The sequence below is a fragment of the Streptomyces sp. V4I8 genome, assembly GCF_041261225.1.
Lineage (GTDB): Bacteria > Actinomycetota > Actinomycetes > Streptomycetales > Streptomycetaceae > Streptomyces.
Genome location: NZ_JBGCCN010000001.1, coordinates 1,786,046 through 1,807,740 on the forward strand (window position 1 = coordinate 1,786,046; position 21,695 = coordinate 1,807,740).

The window sequence follows — 21,695 nt, forward strand, 5'->3', positions numbered from 1 at the left end:
GGCTGACCACCACCACGTTGCCGGCAGGCAGAGGCGCGGCGCGTACGCAAGGAGGATCGAGAACTGATGGCAGGCAACTCGGACCCGCTCTCGCCGCGGGCCAAGCTCGCCGTGACCGCGGGCAAGGCGGTCGCGGCGGCATCGCGGGCCGCTGGGCGCGGCAGCGGTTCGGTGATCGGCGGCCGGGTGGCGCTCAAGCTCGACCCCGACCTCCTCGCGCGACTCGCGCAGAACCTGGATGTGGTCCTGGTCTCGGCGACCAACGGGAAGACCACCACCACCCGGCTCATCGCCGAGGCGCTGCGGGCCGCCGGGCCCGTCGTGTCCAACGCGCTCGGCGCCAACATGCCGGCCGGTATCACCTCGGCGCTCGCGGGCAGCTCGGAGGCGCGGTACGGCGTCATCGAGGTCGACGAGAAGTACCTCGCCGGAGTCGCCCGGGACACCGACCCCAAGTGCATCGCGCTGCTCAACCTCTCCCGTGACCAGCTGGACCGCGCCGCCGAGACCCGGATGCTCGCCGAGAACTGGCGCGAGGGGCTCGCGGGTTCGAAGGCCGTGATCGTCGCCAACGCCGATGACCCGCTGGTCGTGTGGGCGGCCTCGTCGTCCCCGAACGTGATCTGGGTCGCCGCCGGGCAGATGTGGAAGGACGACGCCTGGTCCTGCCCGTCGTGCGGTGGTGTGATGCAGCGGCCGGGCGACGACTGGTTCTGCGGCGAGTGCGGCTTCCGGCGGCCTACGCCGAGCTGGGCGCTGTCCGGCGACCATGTGCTCGACCCGCACGGGTCCGCCTGGCCCATTCATCTGCAGCTGCCCGGGCGCGCCAACAAGGCCAACGCGGCGTCGTCGGCCGCCGTGGCCGCCGTGTTCGGAGTGCCGCCGCAGGTCGCCCTGGAGCGGATGTACCAGGTGCAGGCCGTCGCGGGGCGCTATGACGTCGTCCAGTTCCAGGAGCGGGATCTGCGGCTGCTGCTCGCCAAGAACCCGGCCGGCTGGCTCGAGACGTTCTCCCTGATCGACCCGCCGCCCACCCCGGTGATCCTCTCCGTGAACGCGCGCGGCGCCGACGGCACCGACACCTCCTGGCTGTGGGACGTCGACTACACGCGGCTGACCGGGCACCCGATCTGTGTCATCGGCGACCGCAAGCTGGACCTCGCGGTGCGTCTGGAGGTCGCGAACCAGCAGTTCCAGGTGTGCGAGAACCTCGACCAGGCGGTGCAGATGAGCCCGCCGGGCCGGATCGAGGTCATCGCCAACTACACCGCGTTCCAGGACCTGCGCCGCCGCGTCGGCAACTGAGCACGAGATTTCAGGGGACTTAAGTGAGCGACAACCAACTGCGGGTCGTCTGGATCTACCCGGACCTGCTCAGCACCTACGGCGACCAGGGCAACGTCCTCGTCGTGGAGCGCCGGGCGCGGCAGCGCGGCCTCGACGTGGCCCGTCTCGACGTGCGCAGCGACCAGCCGATCCCGACCTCCGGCGACATCTACCTGATCGGCGGCGGCGAGGACCGGCCGCAGCGGCTCGCCGCCGAGCGGCTGCGCCGGGACGGCGGTCTGCACCGGGCCGTCGAGAACGGCGCGATCGTGTTCTCGGTGTGCGCCGGGTACCAGATCCTCGGCCACGAGTTCATCAACGACCTCGGTCAGCGTGAGCCCGGTCTCGGGCTGATCGACGTGGTGTCCGTACGCGGTGAGGGCGAGCGGTGCGTCGGTGACGTCCTCGGGGACATCGACCCGCGCCTCGGCCTGCCTCCGCTGACCGGCTTCGAGAACCACCAGGGCGTCACCCACCTCGGCCCGACCGCCCGCCCCTTCGCCAAGGTCCGCCTGGGCAACGGCAACGGAACCGGTGACGGCACGGAGGGGGCGTACAACGACACCGTCTTCGGTACGTACATGCACGGTCCGGTGCTGGCGCGGAACCCGCTGATCGCCGACCTGCTGCTGAAGCTGGCGCTCGATGTGAACGCGCTGCCGCCGACGGACGACCGCTGGTACGAGGCGCTGCGCAACGAGCGCATCGCGGCCGCGCAGCAGCCTGCCTGACGGCTCTGTCGTACACCTGGCTCGCAGCCCGTCTGACGGCCCGTCCGCACAGGTGAGCGGGGTCGTCCAGCAGGCGGACGCACGCTTCGGCCCCGCCCCCTGATGCCGCTAGGGTGGCGGGGATTCGAGCCGGACAGCGTGGTCCGGTCCCGGCCCACGTGGAGAAGGTTTTTCGGGCTATGCGCATTGGTGTCCTCACGTCCGGCGGCGACTGCCCCGGCCTGAACGCCGTCATCCGGTCCGTCGTGCACCGCGCCGTCGTCGACCACGGCGACGAGGTCATCGGCTTCCGGGACGGCTGGAAGGGCCTCCTGGAGTGCGACTACCTCAAGCTCGACCTCGACGCGGTGGGTGGCATCCTCGCCCGCGGCGGCACGATTCTCGGTTCCTCCCGGGTCCAGCCCTCCCATCTGCGGGACGGGGTGGAGCGGGCCAAGGGCCATGTCGCGGAACTCGGCCTCGACGCGATCATCCCGATCGGCGGCGAGGGCACGCTCAAGGCGGCCCGGCTGATGTCGGACAGCGGCCTGCCCGTGGTGGGTGTGCCGAAGACCATCGACAACGACATCGCGGTCACGGACGTCACCTTCGGTTTCGACACGGCCGTGGGCGTGGCGACCGAGGCCCTGGACCGGCTCAAGACCACCGCCGAGTCCCACCAGCGGGTCCTGGTCGTCGAGGTCATGGGGCGCCACACCGGCTGGATCGCGCTGCACTCCGGCATGGCGGCCGGCGCGCACGCCATCGTCGTACCGGAACGTCCCTTCGACATCGAGGAGCTGGCGCGGCGGGTCGGCGAGCGGTTCGACGCCGGTAAGCGCTTCGCCATCGTCGTGGCGGCCGAGGGGGCCAAGCCGATGCCCGGCTCCATGGAGTTCGACGAGGGCGGCAAGGACATCTACGGCCACGAGCGCTTCGCCGGGATCGCGCGCCAGCTGTCGATCGAGCTGGAGCAGCGACTCGGCAAGGAGGCCCGTCCGGTCATCCTCGGGCATGTGCAGCGGGGCGGTACGCCCACCGCGTACGACCGCGTGCTGGCGACCCGGTTCGGGTGGCATGCGGTGGAGGCCGTGCACCGGGGCGAGTTCGGTCACATGACGGCGCTGCGGGGGACGGACATCGTGATGGTGCCGCTCGCGGAGGCCGTGGAGACGTTGAAGACGGTTCCGGCGGACCGGTACGAGGAAGCCGAGTGCGTCCTCTGAGTCCTCCGAGCGTCCTCCGGATCAGGTCCCACAGCACTTGAGAGTCTGCCCCCGGCCGCAGCTGCGGCCGGGGGCAGTTCTAGTCTGTGTGCGGACAGACTTGCACAACCCCCACGAATCAGGAGCCGCCGGAATGGATCACAGCGGGCACGGCATGACCATGGATCTGCCGCCGTTCACGCTGGGGCGGGGTCTTCAGTGGTCGGCCGACCCGTTCTTCCTCGTCGCCTGCCTGGTGGGGCTCGCGCTGTACGGCTGGGGGGTCGTGCGGCTCACGCGGCGCGGGGACAAGTGGCCCGTGGGGCGGACCGTCTCGTACGTGGTCGGGGTGCTGTCCGTGATGCTCGTCATGTGCACCGGGCTGAACGACTACGGCATGGTGATGTTCAGCGTGCACATGGTGCAGCACATGGTGATCAGCATGCTGTCGCCGATCCTGATCCTGCTCGGTGCCCCGATGACGCTGGCGCTGCGGGCCATGCCGCCGGCGGGACGCGGGCGCAAGGGGCCGCGGGAGCTGCTGCTGGCCCTGCTGCACAGCCGGTACATGCGGATCATCACGCACCCGGCGTTCACGATCCCGCTGTTCATCGCCAGCCTCTACGCGCTGTACTTCACGCCGCTCTTCGACTTCCTGATGGGCTCCAAGACGGGGCACATCGCGATGATGGTGCACTTCCTCGCCGTGGGTGTGGTGTTCTTCTGGCCGATCATCGGCGTGGATCCCGGTCCGCACCGGCCGGGGTATCTGATGCGGATGCTGGAGCTGTTCGCGGGGATGCCGTTCCACGCGTTCTTCGGCATCGCGTTGATGATGGCGTCGGAGCCGATGGTCGAGACGTTCAAGAACCCGCCCGCCTCGCTCGGCATCGAGGCGCTCTCCGACCAGAACGCGGCCGGCGGCATCGCCTGGGCGTTCAGCGAAATTCCGTCCGTGCTGGTGCTGATCGCCCTGCTGTTCCAGTGGTACGGCTCCGAGCAGCGGCAGGCGCGGCGCAAGGACCGGGCCGCCGACCGGGACGGCGACAAGGAACTCGAGGCGTACAACGCCTATTTGGCCTCATTGAACGCACGCGGAAACTGATGAAACCGAAAGGCTTCGCCTTTCAGTAGCATGAAGCGCGTCGGGGGAACCGCACCGGGGGGAGCGGTAATGGCGCTTCGCGTGTTCGTGCACAGGGCCGGGAAATCGGTGATTCGGAGGATCGCCGTCCTGTCGGTCCTCGTTCTGGCACTCAGTGGGTGCGATCGGGACGTGCCGTTGTTGGCGGTGAAAGCGGTGGCCGCGGGAGTTCCGTCCCTCGCGCCCTTCTTCGACGAGAGTCAGGGACTCGGGCGGGACGCGCGGGTCCGGGCGCAGACGGCGCCCGGCGGTCTGCAGCAGGGCGACACTCCTGGGCTGTACGGAGGTTCCAAGCAGCCGACGATCTGTGATGTCCGGCGGCTCGAGGAGTTCCTCACCGATCCCGCCAACGAGCGCAAGGCACAGGCGTGGGCAACCGCGCTCTCGATCACCAGGGGCGAGATTCCGGATTATCTCGGCCGCCTCACACCGGTTCTCCTGCGTCACGACACTCTCGTGCAGAACCATGACTACAAAAAGGGAAATGCCGTCCCCTTCAACGCACTGCTGCAGACGGGAATCGCGATTCTCGTCGACGCGCAGGGACTTCCCGCGGTGAAGTGCTCGTGCGGAAATCCGCTGCGGCCCTTCGAGGGTGACACGACCCGGATAAAGGTCGACTTCGACGACCGCAACGAGGAGTGGAAGGGTTACGAGAAGGCGTCGGTGGTGGCCGTGCGTCCCGCGACGCGGAAAGTGGAGCGGCTCGCTCTCGTCGACGTCCATGAACCCGACCGCGGCATCGCCCGGCCCGTCGGCACGACGGGCGCGGACGACACGACGTTCGACACGCGTGAGCGGCGTGCGGTGCCGAGGCTCGCCGGGGAGACGTTCGGGCAGGCGAGCCGGCAGCTGGCCGACGAGGGGCTGGCGGTCGCCTTCGACGGCGGGGGGCTGCCGCCGGACGGCGCCCGGGTCACGGCGTCGGATCCGCCGGCCGGGAGCAGGCTGCGGTTCGGGGAGTACGTGACGTTGAGCGTGGCCGGGGGGACCTCCGGCGGCTCGTCCGAGGGATCGACGTCGACGTCCACTCCCCCGGGCTCGGGGTCGTCCGGGCCGTCCGGGCCGTCCGGGTCGTCCGGGTCGTCCGGGTCGTCCGGGTCGACGCCGTCGACGTCCTCGCCGGCCATGCCGTCCACGTCGACTCCGCCGCCCCCGTCGGCGTCGGCACCCGGCAGTCCCCGCCCCAGCCCCAGCCCCAGCAGCCCCGGTCTCACGAGCGGGCCCCCCTCGTCGCGGCCGCCCTCATCCAACCCACCGCCCAGCTCCGCGCCGCCCCCGTCGTCGCCGTCGACCAAGGACCCCACGTCCAGCTCCCCTCCCCCTCCTCCGCCCCCGCCCGTGACCAGCTCACCACCGGTGACGACGAGCGCGCCCGCGACCAGCGCCCCGGTCACCAGCAGCGCGCCGCCACCCGGGGCCGACCCGCCCGACCCACCGCCCACGACCGCCTAGCAACCACGCAGCGCACCCGCAGAACCCGGGAGTCACCGGATGCCTTCAGGATCACCGACGTCGGGAGTGGGCCGGGTCGTCGCCGGCCGTTATCTGCTGCTGAACCGGCTCGGCAGCGGCGGTATGGGCCATGTCTGGCTCGCCCACGACCAGAGACTCGCCTGTGAGGTCGCGCTCAAGGAGATCGTGTTCCGGGACCCGGCCGAGGCCGACCAGCGCGAGGCCAGGGTGGCCCGGGCCCGTGCGGAGGCCCGGCACGCGGCGGGGCTGCGCGGGCATCCGCATGTGGTGACCGTGCACGACGTGCTGGAGCACGAGGGGCTGCCGTGGATCGTCATGGAGTACGTGGCGGGCGCCGTCAACCTGCGTGATCTCATCCACCAGCACGGTCCGCCCGCGCCCGCGGAGTGCGCCCGCATCGGGCTCGCCGTACTCGACGCGCTGACCGCCGGACACGAGCGGGGCGTCATGCACCGGGACGTGAAACCGGCGAACATCCTGCTGGCGCCGGACCGCACCGGGGCGCCGCACGGCCGTGTGCTGCTCACCGACTACGGCATCTCGGTGCAGCCGGACGCGGGGGAGACGCGGTACACGCTGGCGTCGGTGCTCGTGGGTACGGCGGGGTATCTGGCGCCGGAGCGGGTCACGGGCGGGGCGCCCACGCCGGCCGCGGATCTGTTCTCGCTGGGCTGCACGCTGTACCAGGCCGTCGAGGGCCGGGGTCCCTTCGACCGCGAGTCGCATCTGGCGGAGCTCACCGCCGTGGTCATGGAGGAGCCCCGGCCGGCCGCACGGGCCGGGGCGCTGGGGCCCGTCGTCCGGGCGCTGCTGGAGAAGGATCCGACGCGGCGGATGTCCGCCGCGGAGGCGGAGGCGGCGCTGTCGCGGATCGTCACGCCGGAGGTCGACGCGTACGCGCGGACCCAGACCGACCTGGGTTCGCAACCGCACTGGGGTGGGGCGCCGCCGGGGCCCGCGCCCGACCCGGCGGGGTTCGGCCCCTCCCTGCCCGTGTCCGACCGGCCGGGCGGCGCACAGGGCTTCGGTCAGCCGGCCGGGCGTACCGACGGGCCGCGGCGTACCCGGCCCCGCGTCCTCCACGCCGTCCTCGCCGGCCTCCTCGGGCTGGCGCTGGCGGGGGCCGGTGTCTGGTACGCCATGGACCGCGAGGCGGACCCCGGCGGGACGGGGCGGCCGTACGGCGATGCCGTAGGGCTCGATGGGCCGCTGAGGGACGGTGACTGTGTGCTCGCCGACTGGCCCGGCGTGACCGCCTTCCAGGGCACGCCCCGGCTGAGTCTGGATCCCAGCTGCCGGGAGCGGGCGCCCGACGGGCAGGTGATGGCGTTCGTGACCGCCGCGTCCGCCGCCGAGGCGCGTCAGGAGGGGCCGGCCGCGTGCGAGGGGCGGACGGGGCAGATCCGCGAGCGGCTCGCGGACGTGCGCAGCTACGCCGTCGTACCGACCGAGGCGGGGTTCGAGGCGGCCGGGCGGCGCACCGCCTGTCTGGTGCTGGGCGCGAACGGGCCGGTGTACGGGCCGCTGGGCGGGCACCGGAAGGCGGGTTCGGCCTTCGCCGACACGGCGACCATGCAGCGCCGGGACTGTCTGGACGTACGCTCCCGCCGGGACGCGCGCCTGGTGTCCTGCGCCGACCCGCACGACGAGCAGGTGCTGGGATTCACCCGGCTGGGCGCCGACGTCACGCTGTCCGAGGCCCGCACCGAGTCGGACACGGCGTGTGCCCGGGAGGTGCCGCCGCGCGACTACGGCTTCGATCCCTCCGTGTACACGGCGGGCTCCTGGACGAGCGAGGGAGCCTGGAAGAACGGGACTCATTTCGCCGTGTGCACCGTCCGGAAGCAGAACGGGGGCACCATGGAGGAGGACGAACCATGAGGAGGGTGTTGCGATGCCCGGTTCTAGCGGTTCCACGGACGGTTCTACGAAGGCGATGGGGGTGGTCACCCTCGGCGGTCTGGTCGTGGTGACGGCCTACACGGTGGCGCTCGGGAGCAATGGCTGGCTGTGGTTCGGGTGGGTGGTGCTGGGGCTGATCACGCTGGGGATGGTCGCCAGCCGCAGCACCTGAGCCGCGGGGCCTGTCTCACTCCCGGGTGAGCCGCCCCGCGGAGTGCACGCCCGGCTGGTACTTGGGCAGCCGGGCGGTGATCTTCATGCCCGCTCCCGGGGCGGTCTCGATGACGAGGCCGTAGGCGTCGCCGTACACCTGCCGGAGCCGGTCATCGACGTTGGACAGGCCGATGCCGCCCGACGGGCTGACCTCGCCTGCGAGGATGCGGCGCAGCAGGACGGGGTCCATTCCGGCGCCGTCGTCCTCGATGACGACGAGGGCCTCGGCGCCGGCGTCCTGGGCGGTGATGCTGATGTGGCTCTTGCCGGGGAGCGCCGTCCTGCCCTCCAGGCCGTGCTTGACGGCGTTCTCGACGAGCGGCTGGAGGCAGAGGAAGGGCAGGGCGACCGGGAGCACCTCCGGGGCTATCTGGAGGGTGACCGACAGGCGGTCGCCGAAGCGTGCCCGCACGAGCGCCAAGTAGTGGTCGATGGCGTGGAGTTCGTCGGCCAGGGTGGTGAAGTCGCCATGCCTGCGGAAGGAGTAGCGGGTGAAGTCGGCGAACTCCAGGAGCAGTTCGCGGGCGCGCTCGGGGTCGGTGCGGACGAAGCTCGCGATCACCGCGAGCGAGTTGAAGATGAAGTGCGGGGAGATCTGAGCCCGCAGCGCCTTGATCTCGGCCTCGATCAGGCGGGTGCGGGACTGGTCGAGATCGGCCAGTTCCAGCTGGACGGAGACCCAGCGGGCCACCTCGCCCGCCGCGCGTACGAGGACCGCCGACTCGCGGGGTGCGCAGGCGACGAGGGCGCCGTGGACTCGGTCGTCGACGGTGAGGGGGGCAACCACGGCCCAGCGCACCGGGCAGTCCGGGGTGTCGCAGGTGAGCGGGAAGGCCTCGCCACGGCCCGACTCCAGGGGGCCGGCGAGGAGTTCCATGATCTGCGTACGGTGATGTCCGCCGACCCCGTCCCAGACCAGGACGTCCTTCTGGTCGGTCAGGCACAGCGCGTCCGTGCCGAGCAGTGAGCGGAGTCGGCGGGCCGACTTGCGGGCGGTCTCCTCGGTGAGGCCGGCCCGCAGCGGGGGCGCGGCGAGGGAGGCGGTGTGGAGCGTCTCGAAGGTGGCGTGCTCGACGGGGGTGCCGAGGCCGCCGGAGTTCTCGGGACGCGCGGTGCGTCGGCCGAGCCAGAAACCGGCGGCGAGCAGCGGGAGGATGGCCACGCACAGGCCCGCGATGAATCCGCTCATGCCGTCACCGCCTCGCGCCGTCCGGCGATGAGGTACCTCATGCCTTCACCTCCGCCCGCAGTTCCTCCGGCAGATGGAACCGTGCCAGGATCGCCGCCGTCCCGGCCGGCACCCGGCCCGGGGTGGCCAGGGACACCAGGATCATGGTGAGGAATCCGAGCGGCACCGACCAGAGCGCGGGCCAGGCGAGCAGCGCGTGCAGCGCGCCGGAGCCCGGGAAGCCCGCCATCGTCGCCGCGACGGCGAGCAGCGCGGAGCCGCCGCCGACCAGCATCCCGGCGGCCGCGCCGGGCGGGGTCAGGCGGCGCCACCAGATGCCGAGGACGAGCAGCGGGCAGAAGGACGACGCCGACACGGCGAAGGCGAGGCCCACCGCGTCGGCGACGGGGAGCCCGCCGACCAGGGCGCTCGCGGCGAGCGGGACGGCCATGGCGAGGACGGTGCCGAGCCGGAAGTGGCGTACGCCCCGGGAGGGGAGGACGTCCTGGGTGAGCACGCCCGCGACGGCCATGGTCAGGCCCGAGGCCGTGGACAGGAACGCGGCGAAGGCGCCGCCCGCGATCAGTGCGCCGAGGAGGTCGCCGCCGAGTCCGCCGATCATCCGCTCGGGCAGGAGCAGGACGGCGGCGTCCGCGTCGCCGGAGAGGGTGAGTTCGGGGGCGTAGAGGCGGCCGAGGGCGCCGTAGACCGGGGGCAGGAGGTAGAAGGCGCCGATCAGGCCGAGGACGGCGACGGTGGTGCGGCGGGCGGCGACGCCGTGCGGGCTGGTGTAGAAGCGGACGACGACGTGCGGCAGGCCCATGGTGCCGAGGAACGTGGCGAGGATCAGTCCGTAGGTGGCGTACAGCGGGCGTTCGCCGCGGTTCTCGGCCTGCGAGGGTGACAGGCTGCCGCTGCTGCCGCGGTCGGGTTCGGGGACGGGGGCGCCCTTGTCGAAGGTGAGGCGGGTGCCGGCCTCGATGTGGTGGGTGCCGGCGGGGAGGCGGAGTTTCCGGTCCTCGTGGGTGCGGCCGTCGACCGTGCCGTTCACGGTGACGGTCAGCGGGCGGTCGAGCTTCAGGTCGACGGTGTCGTCGATGCGGACGGCGCTCTGTTCGCGGAACGTCGCCGGTTCGTCGAAGGCGTGGCGGGGGGCGCCGTCGCCCTGCCAGGCGAGGATCAGGAAGAGGGCGGGGACGAGCAGGGCGGTGAGTTTGAGCCAGTACTGGAAGGCCTGCACGAAGGTGATGCTGCGCATGCCGCCGGCGGCGACGATGGCGACCACGACGACGGCGACGATCACTCCGCCGAGCCAGTCGGGCGCGCCCGTGAGCACGGTCAGCGTCAGCCCGGCGCCCTGGAGTTGGGGCAGCAGATACAGCCAGCCGGTGCCGACGACGAAGGCGCCCGCGAGCCGTCGTACCGCCTGGGAGGAGAGGCGGGCCTCGGCGAAGTCGGGGAGCGTGTAGGCGCCGGAGCGGCGCAGCGGGGCCGCGACGAACAGCAGCAGGACCAGGTATCCGGCGGTGTAGCCGACCGGGTACCAGAGCATGTCCGGGCCCTGTACGAGGACCAGGCCCGCGATGCCGAGGAAGGAGGCGGCGGAGAGGTACTCGCCGCTGATCGCGGCGGCGTTGAGGCGGGGGCCGACGGTGCGGGAGGCGACGTAGAAGTCGGAGGTGGTGCGCGAGATGCGCAGGCCGAAGGCGCCGACGAGGATCGTCGCCAGGACGACGAGGGCGACGGCGGGGACGGCGTAGCTGGAGTTCACGGCCGTATCGGTTCCTCAGGTGCAGTGTGCAGGGCCAAGCAGGTCGGGCGAGGTTCGCTACGGTTCGACAGCGCCCTAAGGGGCACGGGGCTGTATCTGTATGCGGCTGCGCCGCGTGGGCGGATACGGCCGGCGGAGCGCTCAGCGGTCTTCGACGAGTCGTACGAAGTCCCGTTCGTTGCGTTCGGCCCGGCGCACGAACCAGCGGGCGAGCAGGACCAGGGGGGCGTAGAGGCCGAAGCCGAGGATCGCCCAGACGAGGGGGCGGGCGTCCGGCATCGCCGCGAAGAGCAGGGGCAGGGGGCCGACGAGCAGGCCGAGGACGGCGAACACGGCGAGGGCGGTGCGCAGTTGGGTGCGCATCAGGGAGCGGACGTAGGTGTGGCCGAGGGTGGTCTGTTCGTCGATCTCGGTGCGGGGGCGGTAGTAGCCGGAGACGCGGCGGGTCTGCCGGGGCGGACCGGTGACGACGACGCGCCGTTCGGCGGGGTGCTGGGGCATCGTCACGACCTCCGCATGAGCAGGTCCCGCAGTTCGCGGGCGTGGCGCCGGCTGACCTGGAGTTCCTCGGCGCCGACCATGACGCTGACGGAGCCCGCGTCCAGGCGGAGTTCGCCGATGTGGCGCAGGGCGACGAGATGGCGGCGGTGGATGCGGACGAAGCCGCGCGAGCGCCAGCGCTCCTCCAGGGTCGACAGGGGGATGCGGACGAGGTGGCTGCCCTTGTCGGTGTGCAGGCGGGCGTAGTCGCCCTGCGCCTCGACGTGGGTGATGTCGTCGACGGCGACGAATCGGGTCACGCCGCCGAGCTCCACGGGTATGTGGTCGGGGTCGGGCTCGCTCACGGTTATGCGGGGCGTGGCGTCGCGCCGGGCGGCGTCGCGCAATTCGACGGCGCGTCGGACCGCCTCGGCGAGCCGTTCCTTGCGGACGGGTTTGAGGACGTAGTCGACGGCCTTGAGGTCGAAGGCCTGGACGGCGAAGTCCTCGTGGGCGGTGACGAACACGACCAGCGGCGGCTTGGCGAACCCGGTCAGCAGCCGGGCCAGGTCCAGTCCGTCCAGGCCGGGCATGTTGATGTCGAGGAAGACGACGTCGATCGCCTCGGGCCCGCCCGGCCCCGACTCCAGGGCGCGGTTGATGCGGCGCAGCGCCTCGGTGGCGTCGCCGGCGCCCTCCGCGCTGCCGATGCGGGGGTCGGCGTTGAGGAGGTAGAGCAGTTCCTCCAGCGAGGGGCGTTCGTCGTCGACAGCCAGGGCGCGCAGCATGAACCCGGAGTGTAGGAGTAATTCGCACGCTTGGACATGTGCTCAGGGTGCGGGTTCGCGCTGGGTGTCGGGCCGCTTACAGTGCCGTCATGAACAGCGGCGCGGCGTCCTTCGACGAACTCGACCGGAAGATCATCACCGCTCTCATGGCGAACGCCAGGACCAGCTTCGCCGAGATCGGCATGAGCGTCGGGCTGTCCGCGACGGCGGTGAAGCGGCGCGTGGACCGGCTGCGCGACACGGGCGTGATCACCGGGTTCACGGCCACGGTCAAGCCGTCGGCGCTGGGCTGGCGGACGGAGGCGTACGTCGAGGTGTACTGCGAGGGGGCGGCCCCGCCGCGGCGGCTGGCGGAGGTGGTCCGCAACCATCCGGAGATCACCGCGGCGATGACGGTGACCGGGGGCGCGGACGCGCTGCTGCACGTGCGGGCGCGGGACGTGGAGCACTTCGAGGAGGTGCTGGAGCGCATCCGGGTCGAGCCGTTCATCAGGAAGACGATCAGCGTGATGGTGCTGTCCCATCTGATCCCGGAGAGTCCGGAGGCGGGCGCCAGTCAGCCCGTGCCGACGGCCGGCAGCGACTGACGCAGCAGGCGTGCGCCGGACCGGCAGAAGACGCAGCATTCCTGCGTGAACACGCACTTCCTGTTCCTTGTCGCTCGTCAGCCCGCTTTCTTACCTTGGTGTCAATCCTCATCAACACCGTAGGAAGCGGAGGAACCCCTCTGTGCCCGAGACCCGTGTGCCGCGCCGGCGGCGCTTCCTCGTCTGCGAACCCAGACACTTCGCCGTGCAGTACGCGATCAACCCCTGGATGCAGCCCGATGTCCGGGTGGACGTCGATCTGGCCCAGCAGCAGTGGCAGTCGCTGATCAGCGCCTACCGCTCCCACGGCCATACGGTCGACACCCTGGAGCCCGTCACCGGTCTCCCCGACATGGTCTTCGCCGCGAACTCGGCGGTCGTCGTCGGCGGCCGCGTCTTCGGCTCCCTCTTCCACGCGCCCGAGCGCCGTCCCGAGTCCACGCACTACGAGACGTGGTTCAAGACGGCGGGCTTCGACGTGTACCGGCCCGAGTCCGTCTGCGAGGGCGAGGGCGACCTGGTCTGGACGGGCCGCTATGTGCTCGCCGGCACCGGGTTCCGTACGACCCGGGAGGCGCACCGCGAGGTGCAGGAGTTCTTCGGTCACCCGGTGATCAGCCTGACGCTGGTGGATCCGTACTTCTACCACCTGGACACGGCGCTGTTCGTGCTCGACGACGACAACATCGTCTACTACCCGGAGGCGTTCTCGCCCGGCAGCCGCGAGGTGCTCGCGCGGCTGTACCCGGACGCGGTGCTCGCCACCCGCGACGACGCGACGGCCTTCGGCCTGAACTCCGTGTCCGACGGCCGCAACGTCTTCATCGCGCCGCAGGCCGAGGCGCTCGCCGCGCGCCTGGACGAGCGCGGCTATGTCCCCGTCCCCGTCGACCTGTCGGAGTTCCGCAAGGCCGGCGGCGGCATCAAGTGCTGCACCCAGGAGATCCGCTCATGACCGCGCCCGCGCAGACCCGTTCGTCCGCCGATCTGATCCGCGCCGAGGAGCCGGTCCTGGCGCACAACTACCATCCGCTGCCGGTGGTCGTCGCCCGTGCCGAGGGCACCTGGGTGGAGGACGTGGAGGGCCGCCGCTACCTCGACATGCTGGCGGGCTACTCGGCACTGAACTTCGGCCACCGCCATCCGGCGCTGATCGAGGCGGCGCACGCCCAGCTCGACCGCCTGACCCTCACGTCCCGGGCGTTCCACAACGACAGGCTCGCGGAATTCGCCGAGCGGCTCGCGCTGCTGACCGGCCTGGACATGGTGCTGCCGATGAACACGGGCGCCGAGGCCGTGGAGAGCGGCATCAAGGTGGCCCGCAAATGGGCGTACGAGGTGAAGGGCGTCCCGGCCGACCGGGCGACGATCGTGGTCGCGGCGGACAACTTCCACGGCCGTACGACCACGATCGTGTCGTTCTCCACGGACGAGACCGCGCGGCAGGGCTTCGGCCCGTTCACGCCGGGCTTCCGGATCGTGCCGTACAACGACCTGGCGGCGCTGGAGGCGGCGGTCGACGAGACGACGGCGGCGGTGCTGCTGGAGCCGATCCAGGGCGAGGCGGGGGTTCTCATCCCCGACGAGGGCTACCTGGCCGGCGTCCGCGAACTGACCCGTCGCAAGGGCTGTCTGTTCATCGCGGACGAGATCCAGTCGGGCCTCGGCCGCACGGGGCGCACGCTCGCCGTCGAGCACGAGTCGGTCGTGCCGGACGTGCTGCTGCTCGGCAAGGCGCTGGGCGGCGGCATCGTGCCGGTGTCCGCGGTGGTGGCCCGCCGTGACGTACTCGGGGTGTTGCGGCCGGGCGAGCACGGCTCGACGTTCGGCGGCAACCCGCTCGCCGCCGCGGTCGGCACGGCGGTCGTCGAACTCCTGGAGACGGGCGAGTTCCAGCGCCGGGCCGCCGAGCTGGGCGTGGTCCTGCGGGGCGGCCTGTCGGCCCTGCTCGGCCAGGGCGTCGTCGGCTTCCGCTCTCGGGGCCTGTGGGCGGGCGTCGACATCGACCCGGCGGTCGGCACGGGCCGGGAGATCGGCGAGCGGCTGATGCGCGAGGGAATCCTCGTGAAGGACACCCACGGCTCCACGATCCGCCTGGCACCCCCGCTGACGATCACGGCGGAGGAGCTGACGGGGGCGCTCGGGGCGCTGGAGAAGGTACTGGCGTAGGTGCCCTGGAACGACAGCCCGGCTCCCGAAAGCTGAGGGCCGGGCTGCCGGCTTTCCTGCTGCCCGGCACCCCCGCCTCGCAGTCCACCGCCGCCCCACTCCCTCGCAGGCCCACTCCCTCGCAGTCCCACTCCCTCACCGGCCCGCGCGTCCCTTCGGCTCGCCGACACGGCCTGCGGGGCAACCCCGCCGCCTCACCCCCCGCCCCCGCCCCCACTCCCGGCCCCCACAAAGAGGCAGCGGTGACCGGAAGGGTGAAGATGGGGACAAGAGGTGGTAGACCGCTCTCAGCGACAGAGAGGTCGGCCGTGGGCACACACGAGGAGCGGGGCGTTGCCGGGCAGGGGTTCGACGTGGCGGATGCCGCGCCTGTGCTGCTCGACGCGCAGGGCCTGGTGGCGGGGTGGACCAGGGACGCACAGCGGATGCTGGCGTACGAGGCCCCCGAGGCGGTGGGGAAGGGCGTCGGTGAGCTGCTGAGCCCCGAGGACGCGGGGCGGGTGCCGGAGCTGATCGAACGGTGCCGCAGGGACGGCGGCTGGGCCGGGCTGCTGACCGCCCTGCACCGGGACGGGCCCCCGGTCCGGCTCATGGTGCGGATCACGTCGGCCCTCGACACCCGGGGCCCCGTGCGCTGGCTCGTGCTCCTGTCGGAGCTCGCGGACGCGCCCGGCTGGGACATGAGCCGCTCCACGCTGGAGCAGATGGTCGCCCGCTCCCCCGTCGGCATAGCCATCGTCGACACGGACCTGCGCTTCGTCTGGTCGAACGACGCCCTCGCCCAGTACGGCGGCGGCCCCCCGAGCCACCGGCTCGGTCTGCGGCTCGCGGACATCCAGCCCGGTCTGGACTCCTCGTCCATCGAGGCACAGATGCGTCAGGTGCTGGCGACGGGCGAACCGATCGTCGGCTACGAGCACGTGGGCCACGCTCGCTCCGCCCCGCTGCGCGAGACCGCCCACATGATGTCGTTCACCCGGCTGGACGACGGCCACGGCCACCCCACGGGCGTGTACTACACGGTGGAGGACATCACCGACCGCCACCGCGCCCGGCAGCGGCTGGCCCTGCTCGACCGGGCCGGTGAGCACATCGGCCGTACGCTCGACATCACGCGCACCGCCCAGGAGCTGGCGGACGTGGCCGTACCGGGACTCGCCGACCTCGTCACCGTGGACCTGCTGGAGTCGGTGCTGGGGGGTGGCGAGCCCGCCTCCGGGCCGCTGGGCGACACGGCTCCGGTGCCGCTGCGCCGCGCGGGGCAGCGCTCGGTCACCGAGACCGTGCCGGAGGCCGTCGTAGGCATCGGCGAGGTGGTCACCTATCCGGCGGGGTCGCCTCCGATCCGCTGCCTCAGGACGGCGCGGTCCTGGCGCGAGGAGCGACTGGACCCGCTCGGCGAGGCCTGGGCCGAGCACGCGCACGGCGGCCGGGCCGCCATCTTCCTCGAACTCGGCCTGCACAGCGTGATGATCGTGCCGATCCGCGCGCGGGGCGTCACCCTCGGTCTGACCACCTTCTTCCGGCGCCACCGCCAGGAGCCCTTCGAGGAGGACGACCTGAACCTGGCCGAGGATCTCGTCTCCCGGGCCGCGGTCTGTGTCGACAACGCCCGGCGCTACACCCGCGAACGCGACGCGGCACTGGTCCTGCAGCGCAGCCTGCTGCCGCACCAGCTGCCCGAGCAGGACGCGCTGGAGGTGTCCGCCTGCTACCGGCCGGCCGACGAGCTGACCGGCCTCGGCGGCGACTGGTACGACGTCATCCCGCTGTCCGGCGCCCGCGTCGCCCTGGTGGTGGGCGAGGTGCCCGGGCACGGCATCGACGCCGCCGCGGCGATGGGGCGGCTGCGGACGGCCGTGCGCACCCTGGCGCTGCTGGACCTTCCGCCCGAGGAGGTGCTCGCCCATCTCGACGACCTGGTCGTGCGGTCGGCCCGGGAGGAAGGCGTCCAGGTGGGCGCGGAGGAGGCCGCTGTCGCCCAGTCCGTGGGGTCCGGATGCGTCTACGTCGTCTACGACCCGGTCGACGGGCAGTGCACCATGGCGGCCGCGGGCCATCCGGCGCCGGCCGTCGTGCTGCCCGACGGTGACGTCACCTTCGTCGATCTGCCACAGGGCGCGTCGCTCGGCGTCGGCGGTCCCCCCTACGAGTCGGTCGAGCTGGCCCTGGCGGCGGGCAGCACGCTCGCCCTGCACACCGACGGACTGCTGGCACGCGAGAACGCCGACTGGGCCGTGGACGCCGACCGGGACCGGCTGCGGCGGGCGCTGGAACAGCACGCGACCACGCTCGACCTGCACTGCCGGACGGTGGTCGACGCGCTGACCCCGGCCCGCCCGCACGACGACGTGGCCCTGCTGATGGCCCGCACGCGGCTCCTCGGCGCCGAGCAGGTCGCCGACTGGGACCTGCCCTCCGACCCGGCCGCGGTCGCCGACGCCCGTAAGACGGCCGCCCGGATGCTGACGGAGTGGGGGCTGGAGGAGCTGGCCTTCACGACGGAACTGGTCGTCAGCGAGCTGGTCACCAACGCGATCCGGTACTCCACCGGCCCCATCCGGCTGCGCCTGATCAGGGAGCGCGCGCTGGTCTGCGAGGTGTTCGACGGCGGCGCCACCGCCCCGCATCTGCGGCATCCGCGCACCACCGACGAGGGCGGGCGCGGGTTGCTGCTGGTCGCCCAGGTCACCCAGCGATGGGGCACGCGCTTCGTCCCCGAGGGAAAGATCATCTGGGCCGAGCAGTCACTGACGGATCCGCCGCCCTGACCTGCCCGGTATCGACATATGCAGTAGATCGGTACATGCGCGACGCAGCGTGGGAAACTGGTTGGCCAGATCCCGGTGGTGAGGCGGGAGCCATGGAAGAGAAGGCGATCGACTACGAGGCGGTGTTCAGGAGCCTGCCCGGAATGGTGGCGCTGCTGACCCCCGAGCTGGTCTACGCCGACGCCAACGAGGACTTCCAGCGCCTGTCCGGCCGCTCCCGCGACCAGCTGGTCGGCCGGTACATCTTCGACGTCTTCCCGGACAACCCCAGCGATCCCGCCGCGACCGGCATGCGCGACGTGCGGGCGTCGATGCTCCGCGTGGTGGCCACCGGCGAGCGCGACACCATGGCGTTGCAGCGCTACGACGTCGAGGACGCCGTCCGCCCGGGCCACTGGGAGGAGCGTTACTGGAGCCCGATCAACGCGCCCGTCAACGGCCCCGACGGCCGGGTGGCGTTCGTCCTGCACCGGGTGGAGGAGGTCACCGAACTCATCCGGCTGCGCGGCGGCGGCGCGGGCAGCGACACCCGGGCGCGGGTCCTGGAGGCGGAGCTGTACACCCGCGCCCGCGAGTTGCAGGAACTCAACGAACGCCTGCGGCAGGCCCACGCCCGAGAGCGCGAGGTGGCTCTCGCCCTGCAGGAGGCGATGCTGCCCGCCCGCCGGCAGGTGCGCGACCACCGGGCCGCCGTGCGCTACCGGCCCGCGGTCGGCGCGCTGAACGTGTGCGGCGACTGGTACGACCTGATCGACCTCGTGGGCGGCAACCGCATCGGCGTCTCCGTGGGTGACGTGGTCGGCCACGGCCTCGCGGCGGCCGGTGTGATGGGCCAGCTGCGCAGCGCGCTCAGCGCCACCTCCCGCGTCGCCGACGGCCCGGCGCACGCGCTCGACGTGCTGGGGCGGTACGCCAACGTCGTCGACGGGGCCGAATCGGCCACCGTGGTCACGACGTTCATCGACTTCGACGCCCGCACCATCACGTACAGCAGCGCGGGCCATCCGCCACCCGTCCTGATCCACCCCGACGGCCGGGTGGAGTTCCTCGACCGGGCGACCGACACTCCCCTGGACGCCCGTCCCGACCCGATCCCGAGACCGCAGGCGGTCACCACGTACACCGACGGCGCCACGCTCGCCCTCTACACCGACGGCCTGATCGAACGCCGCCGCGAGGACATCGACACGGGGCTGGGCCGCCTCGCCGACGCCCTCGTCCGCCATCGCGGGTCCGACCCCGAGACCCTCGCCGACGCCGTCCTGCTGGAGCTGCTGCCGCCGGGCGGCGCCACGGACGACACGGCACTGATCATCGTGCGGCTGTGACGCGCCGTGATGAACGAGCAGACGCGACGGCTCCCCGCAAGGGCGGCCCCCCTGCCACCGGGCAATCAAGATCACGCCAAACCGCACCACCGGGTTGCCGCGCACGGCCCCCGGACACCAGGCTGGTCCGGCGGCCCCTCCCCACCCGCAACCGACGCCACCCACCCCCCCCTGACACCCAGTCAGGAGAACACCCGCGGGCGGCATACGTCCGACCCGACCCGGTTCCGGCCTGTCCCCCCTGCGCCTACACTGGCAGCCCCACGGCACGCTGGTTGACCTGCCAGAACGCGGCGGTTGGAGCTGATCCGCCGGAGTGAGGAGCGACCCCCTTGTTCTATTACGTACTGAAATACGTGTTGTTGGGACCGCTGCTGAGACTGTTCTTCCGGCCCCGAATAGAAGGCCTCGAGCACGTACCGGCCACCGGCGCGGCCATCGTCGCCGGCAACCACCTGTCGTTCTCCGACCACTTCCTGATGCCGGCGATGCTCAAGCGGCGCATCACCTTCCTCGCGAAGAAGGAGTACTTCACCGGCCCCGGCATCAAGGGCCGCCTGACCGCGGCCTTCTTCCGCAGCGCAGGCCAGATCCCCGTCGACCGCACGGGCAAGGAGGCGGGCCAGGCCGCGATCCGTGAGGGCCTCGGCGTGCTGAGCAAGGACGAGCTCCTCGGCATCTACCCCGAGGGCACCCGCTCGCACGACGGCCGCCTCTACAAGGGCAAGGTCGGCGTCGCCGTGATGGCCCTCAAGGCCCAGGTCCCGGTCATCCCCTGCGCGATGATCGGCACGTTCGAGGCCCAGCCGCCGGGCAAGGTCATCCCCAACATCCACCCGGTGACGATCCGCTTCGGCAAGCCCCTCGACTTCTCCCGCTACGCCGGCATGGAGAACGAGAAGGCGATCCTGCGCGCCGTGACCGACGAGATCATGTACGCCATCCTGTCGCTGTCCGAGCAGGAGTACGTCGACCAGTACGCGGCCGTCGCCAAGGCCGAGGAGGCCGCGGCCAAGGTGGAGAAGGAGCGCAAGTTCCCACGGCTGCCCATAAGTTGACCAGGGGGAGGTCGGGGCCGTCGGCGCCACCGTGATTCAGTCGAGAATCCCGAGCGCCTCGTCGAGCAGCCCCCGCAACCGCCGCGCGTCCGCCGCCACCGCGCTCACCAACGCGCCCGGCCCGGCGAGGGGCAGCACGGCGGCGTGCTCCCCCAGTACCCGAGGCGTCACCGGAGTGTCGGCGAACTCGGGGCGTACGACGAGGAGCTGCCCGGCGGCTCGATAGCCGCCGAGCCCTGCGGGTCCGTCCCAGCCGCCCGGCGCGCCGGGCCCGCAGGCGAGTTCCTGATCGAGGACGACCCGGCCCGCGACCCGCACCCGGATCCGGCTGCTGAGGCGCCCGGGTTCCTCGCCCACCCGTCCGAGCACCTGCTCCTCGCGCAGCACGAGCCGCCCGGTCGCACCGACGTCGACGTGTGTCGTGACGTGCAGATCACTTCCCCTGGCGGAGATCAACTGCTCGGGCAGCCAGTGCAGTTCGGCCCCGTCGGCGACCGACAGCCGTACGTCGTAGCGGGCCTCGCCCTTGCTCTGGCCCGGCAGCGCGATGGTGGCCGCCGCCGAGCCGAGGCGCAGCCGGGCGCCGGTCTCCACGGCGGCCTCCACAGTGAAGTGGTCACCGCCGAGGGGCCCGCTCATCGCGCCGACGAGCACCACCCGCGCCTCGGCGCCGCTCGCCCGGGTCCGTCTGAGCGCCAGCGGCCCGTCGCCGTCGAGTACGGGCAGGGAGGTGCCGCCCCGCCCGTCGTCCCGGGCGACGATCCGCGCGACGGCCCGTACCCCACCGCTCACGGTCACGCCGTCCACGCCGCGAGCTGGGCCCGCACCCAGTCGGCGACGTCCCGCACTCCGGGCTCGCTCCTCAGTGACTGGAAGACGACCGGCAGTTCGGCCCGCTGCGCCTTGGCGTCGGCCGCCATGCGCGCCAGGTCGGAGCCTACGTAGGGCGCGAGGTCGGTCTTGTTGACGACGAGCAGGTCGGCGGTGGTGACGCCGGGCCCTCCCTTGCGGGGGATGTCGTCTCCGCCGGCGACGTCGATCACGAAGATCTGCGCGTCGACGAGCCCCTTGGAGAAGGTGGCGGTGAGGTTGTCCCCGCCGGACTCGACGAGGATGAGGTCGAGGGGGCCGACCTCGTCCTCCAGGTCCTCGACGGCTTCGAGGTTCGCGGAGATGTCGTCCCGGATCGCCGTGTGCGGACAGGCCCCGGTCTCCACGGCCGTGATCCGCTCGGGCGGCAGCACGGCCTCCCGCAGCAGGAACTCGGCGTCCTCCCGCGTGTAGATGTCGTTCGTGACGACGGCGAGGGACAACTCGTCGCGCAGTGCCCGGCACAGCGCGGCGACGGTGGCCGTCTTGCCGGACCCGACGGGCCCGCCGAGGCCGATGCGCAGCCCACGGCGCGATCCGTCGGGACGGTGCGCGTCGGCGCTGACGGCGGAGGGACCGTCGTGGGTGTGGGCGTGGTCGAGATGCATAGAGACGACTCCAGTCGCTTTGGGCCCGTCCGGCGTTTGAGGACGAGGCCCTTCGGGCCGATGGGGGTCCAGGGGGCGTAGCCCCCTGGCGGGGCAGAAGGGGCGGAGCCCCTTCAGGGAG

19 protein-coding genes are annotated in these 21,695 nt (G+C 72.1%); 13 read left to right on the plus strand and 6 right to left on the minus strand.

Going from position 1 to position 21,695, the window contains the following annotated elements; genetic code table 11:
• Positions 1–66: 66 nt before the first annotated feature.
• The 7 genes from ABIE67_RS08040 to ABIE67_RS08070 all read left to right on the plus strand — a co-directional run bounded on the left by ABIE67_RS08040 (position 67) and on the right by ABIE67_RS08070 (position 7,935).
• A complete protein-coding gene (locus ABIE67_RS08040; protein ID WP_048580496.1) occupies positions 67–1,305 on the plus strand; it encodes a MurT ligase domain-containing protein in 1,239 nt (412 codons plus the stop codon).
• A gap of 23 nt (positions 1,306–1,328) precedes the next feature.
• Complete coding sequence (locus tag ABIE67_RS08045; RefSeq protein WP_370255597.1) at positions 1,329–2,057, plus strand: type 1 glutamine amidotransferase; 729 nt, start codon at positions 1,329–1,331, stop codon at positions 2,055–2,057.
• A gap of 179 nt (positions 2,058–2,236) precedes the next feature.
• Entirely contained in the window at positions 2,237–3,262 is a 1,026-nt protein-coding gene (locus ABIE67_RS08050) for a 6-phosphofructokinase (RefSeq protein ID WP_062722841.1), read from the plus strand.
• A gap of 133 nt (positions 3,263–3,395) precedes the next feature.
• On the plus strand, positions 3,396–4,346 hold the full coding sequence (locus tag ABIE67_RS08055; protein ID WP_370255598.1) for a cytochrome c oxidase assembly protein: 951 nt from the start codon (positions 3,396–3,398) through the stop codon (positions 4,344–4,346).
• A gap of 69 nt (positions 4,347–4,415) precedes the next feature.
• A complete protein-coding gene (locus ABIE67_RS08060; RefSeq protein WP_370255599.1) occupies positions 4,416–5,840 on the plus strand; it encodes a DUF6777 domain-containing protein in 1,425 nt (474 codons plus the stop codon).
• Positions 5,841–5,879: 39 nt separating this feature from the next.
• Positions 5,880–7,742, plus strand: a complete 1,863-nt coding sequence (locus ABIE67_RS08065) for a protein kinase (protein ID WP_370255600.1) — start codon at positions 5,880–5,882, stop codon at positions 7,740–7,742.
• 13 nt (positions 7,743–7,755) lie between these two features.
• The gene (locus ABIE67_RS08070) at positions 7,756–7,935 is read left to right on the plus strand and encodes a hypothetical protein (protein WP_370255601.1); all 180 of its coding nucleotides are present in this window, start codon (positions 7,756–7,758) and stop codon (positions 7,933–7,935) included.
• Positions 7,936–7,950: 15 nt separating this feature from the next.
• Here ABIE67_RS08070 and ABIE67_RS08075 read toward each other — a convergent pair whose 3' ends face one another.
• From ABIE67_RS08075 to ABIE67_RS08090, 4 genes are all read right to left on the minus strand, one after another.
• Positions 7,951–9,165 (minus strand): sensor histidine kinase, encoded by a 1,215-nt coding sequence (locus ABIE67_RS08075; RefSeq protein WP_370255602.1) that lies wholly within the window; start codon positions 9,163–9,165, stop codon positions 7,951–7,953.
• Between the two features lie 37 nt (positions 9,166–9,202).
• The gene (locus ABIE67_RS08080; protein WP_370255603.1) at positions 9,203–10,915 is read right to left on the minus strand and encodes a cation acetate symporter; all 1,713 of its coding nucleotides are present in this window, start codon (positions 10,913–10,915) and stop codon (positions 9,203–9,205) included.
• Positions 10,916–11,056: 141 nt separating this feature from the next.
• The gene (locus ABIE67_RS08085) at positions 11,057–11,416 is read right to left on the minus strand and encodes a hypothetical protein (protein WP_370255604.1); all 360 of its coding nucleotides are present in this window, start codon (positions 11,414–11,416) and stop codon (positions 11,057–11,059) included.
• A gap of 2 nt (positions 11,417–11,418) precedes the next feature.
• Entirely contained in the window at positions 11,419–12,183 is a 765-nt protein-coding gene (locus ABIE67_RS08090) for a LytR/AlgR family response regulator transcription factor (protein ID WP_370255605.1), read from the minus strand.
• A gap of 89 nt (positions 12,184–12,272) precedes the next feature.
• Between ABIE67_RS08090 and ABIE67_RS08095 the strand changes: the two genes are divergently transcribed.
• The 6 genes from ABIE67_RS08095 (at position 12,273) to ABIE67_RS08120 (ending at position 20,096) form a co-directional block, all read left to right on the plus strand.
• Positions 12,273–12,770 carry an Lrp/AsnC family transcriptional regulator gene (locus tag ABIE67_RS08095; protein WP_370255606.1) on the plus strand — a complete coding sequence of 166 codons (498 nt, stop codon included), beginning with the start codon at positions 12,273–12,275 and terminating at the stop codon, positions 12,768–12,770.
• Positions 12,771–12,912: 142 nt separating this feature from the next.
• The gene (ddaH, locus tag ABIE67_RS08100; RefSeq protein ID WP_370255608.1) at positions 12,913–13,725 is read left to right on the plus strand and encodes a dimethylargininase; all 813 of its coding nucleotides are present in this window, start codon (positions 12,913–12,915) and stop codon (positions 13,723–13,725) included.
• Complete coding sequence (rocD, locus tag ABIE67_RS08105; RefSeq protein ID WP_370255609.1) at positions 13,722–14,939, plus strand: ornithine--oxo-acid transaminase; 1,218 nt, start codon at positions 13,722–13,724, stop codon at positions 14,937–14,939. Before ddaH ends, rocD begins: the two co-directional genes overlap by 4 nt.
• A gap of 308 nt (positions 14,940–15,247) precedes the next feature.
• Positions 15,248–17,710 carry a SpoIIE family protein phosphatase gene (locus ABIE67_RS08110; protein WP_370255610.1) on the plus strand — a complete coding sequence of 821 codons (2,463 nt, stop codon included), beginning with the start codon at positions 15,248–15,250 and terminating at the stop codon, positions 17,708–17,710.
• Between the two features lie 92 nt (positions 17,711–17,802).
• Positions 17,803–19,038, plus strand: coding sequence for a PP2C family protein-serine/threonine phosphatase (locus ABIE67_RS08115; protein WP_370255611.1), 1,236 nt, complete (start codon positions 17,803–17,805; stop codon positions 19,036–19,038).
• Positions 19,039–19,370: 332 nt separating this feature from the next.
• A complete protein-coding gene (locus ABIE67_RS08120; protein ID WP_062722855.1) occupies positions 19,371–20,096 on the plus strand; it encodes a 1-acyl-sn-glycerol-3-phosphate acyltransferase in 726 nt (241 codons plus the stop codon).
• Between the two features lie 36 nt (positions 20,097–20,132).
• On the opposite strand, the gene ABIE67_RS08125 is transcribed toward ABIE67_RS08120, so the two are convergent.
• Positions 20,133–20,903, minus strand: a complete 771-nt coding sequence (locus tag ABIE67_RS08125) for an urease accessory protein UreD (protein WP_370255612.1) — start codon at positions 20,901–20,903, stop codon at positions 20,133–20,135.
• Positions 20,891–21,574: an urease accessory protein UreG gene (gene ureG / locus ABIE67_RS08130; protein WP_370255613.1), complete on the minus strand. Its 684-nt coding sequence runs from the start codon at positions 21,572–21,574 to the stop codon at positions 20,891–20,893. Before ureG ends, ABIE67_RS08125 begins: the two co-directional genes overlap by 13 nt.
• Positions 21,575–21,695 lie beyond the last annotated feature (121 nt).

Excerpts from the sequence above, each read along its gene's own strand:
- ABIE67_RS08055 (WP_370255598.1), top strand. The coding sequence starts at position 3,396 with ATGGATCACAGCGGGCACGGCATGACCATGGATCTGCCGCCGTTCACG.
- ABIE67_RS08115 (WP_370255611.1), top strand. The coding sequence starts at position 17,803 with ATGGAAGAGAAGGCGATCGACTACGAGGCGGTGTTCAGGAGCCTGCCC.
- ABIE67_RS08075 (WP_370255602.1), bottom strand. The coding sequence starts at position 9,165 with ATGAGCGGATTCATCGCGGGCCTGTGCGTGGCCATCCTCCCGCTGCTC.
- ABIE67_RS08090 (WP_370255605.1), bottom strand. The coding sequence starts at position 12,183 with ATGCTGCGCGCCCTGGCTGTCGACGACGAACGCCCCTCGCTGGAGGAA.
- rocD (WP_370255609.1), top strand. The coding sequence starts at position 13,722 with ATGACCGCGCCCGCGCAGACCCGTTCGTCCGCCGATCTGATCCGCGCC.
- ABIE67_RS08095 (WP_370255606.1), top strand. The coding sequence starts at position 12,273 with ATGAACAGCGGCGCGGCGTCCTTCGACGAACTCGACCGGAAGATCATC.
- ABIE67_RS08040 (WP_048580496.1), top strand. The coding sequence starts at position 67 with ATGGCAGGCAACTCGGACCCGCTCTCGCCGCGGGCCAAGCTCGCCGTG.
- ABIE67_RS08050 (WP_062722841.1), top strand. The coding sequence starts at position 2,237 with ATGCGCATTGGTGTCCTCACGTCCGGCGGCGACTGCCCCGGCCTGAAC.
- ABIE67_RS08070 (WP_370255601.1), top strand. The coding sequence starts at position 7,756 with ATGCCCGGTTCTAGCGGTTCCACGGACGGTTCTACGAAGGCGATGGGG.
- ABIE67_RS08065 (WP_370255600.1), top strand. The coding sequence starts at position 5,880 with ATGCCTTCAGGATCACCGACGTCGGGAGTGGGCCGGGTCGTCGCCGGC.
- ABIE67_RS08085 (WP_370255604.1), bottom strand. The coding sequence starts at position 11,416 with ATGCCCCAGCACCCCGCCGAACGGCGCGTCGTCGTCACCGGTCCGCCC.
- ureG (WP_370255613.1), bottom strand. The coding sequence starts at position 21,574 with ATGCATCTCGACCACGCCCACACCCACGACGGTCCCTCCGCCGTCAGC.
- ABIE67_RS08060 (WP_370255599.1), top strand. The coding sequence starts at position 4,416 with ATGGCGCTTCGCGTGTTCGTGCACAGGGCCGGGAAATCGGTGATTCGG.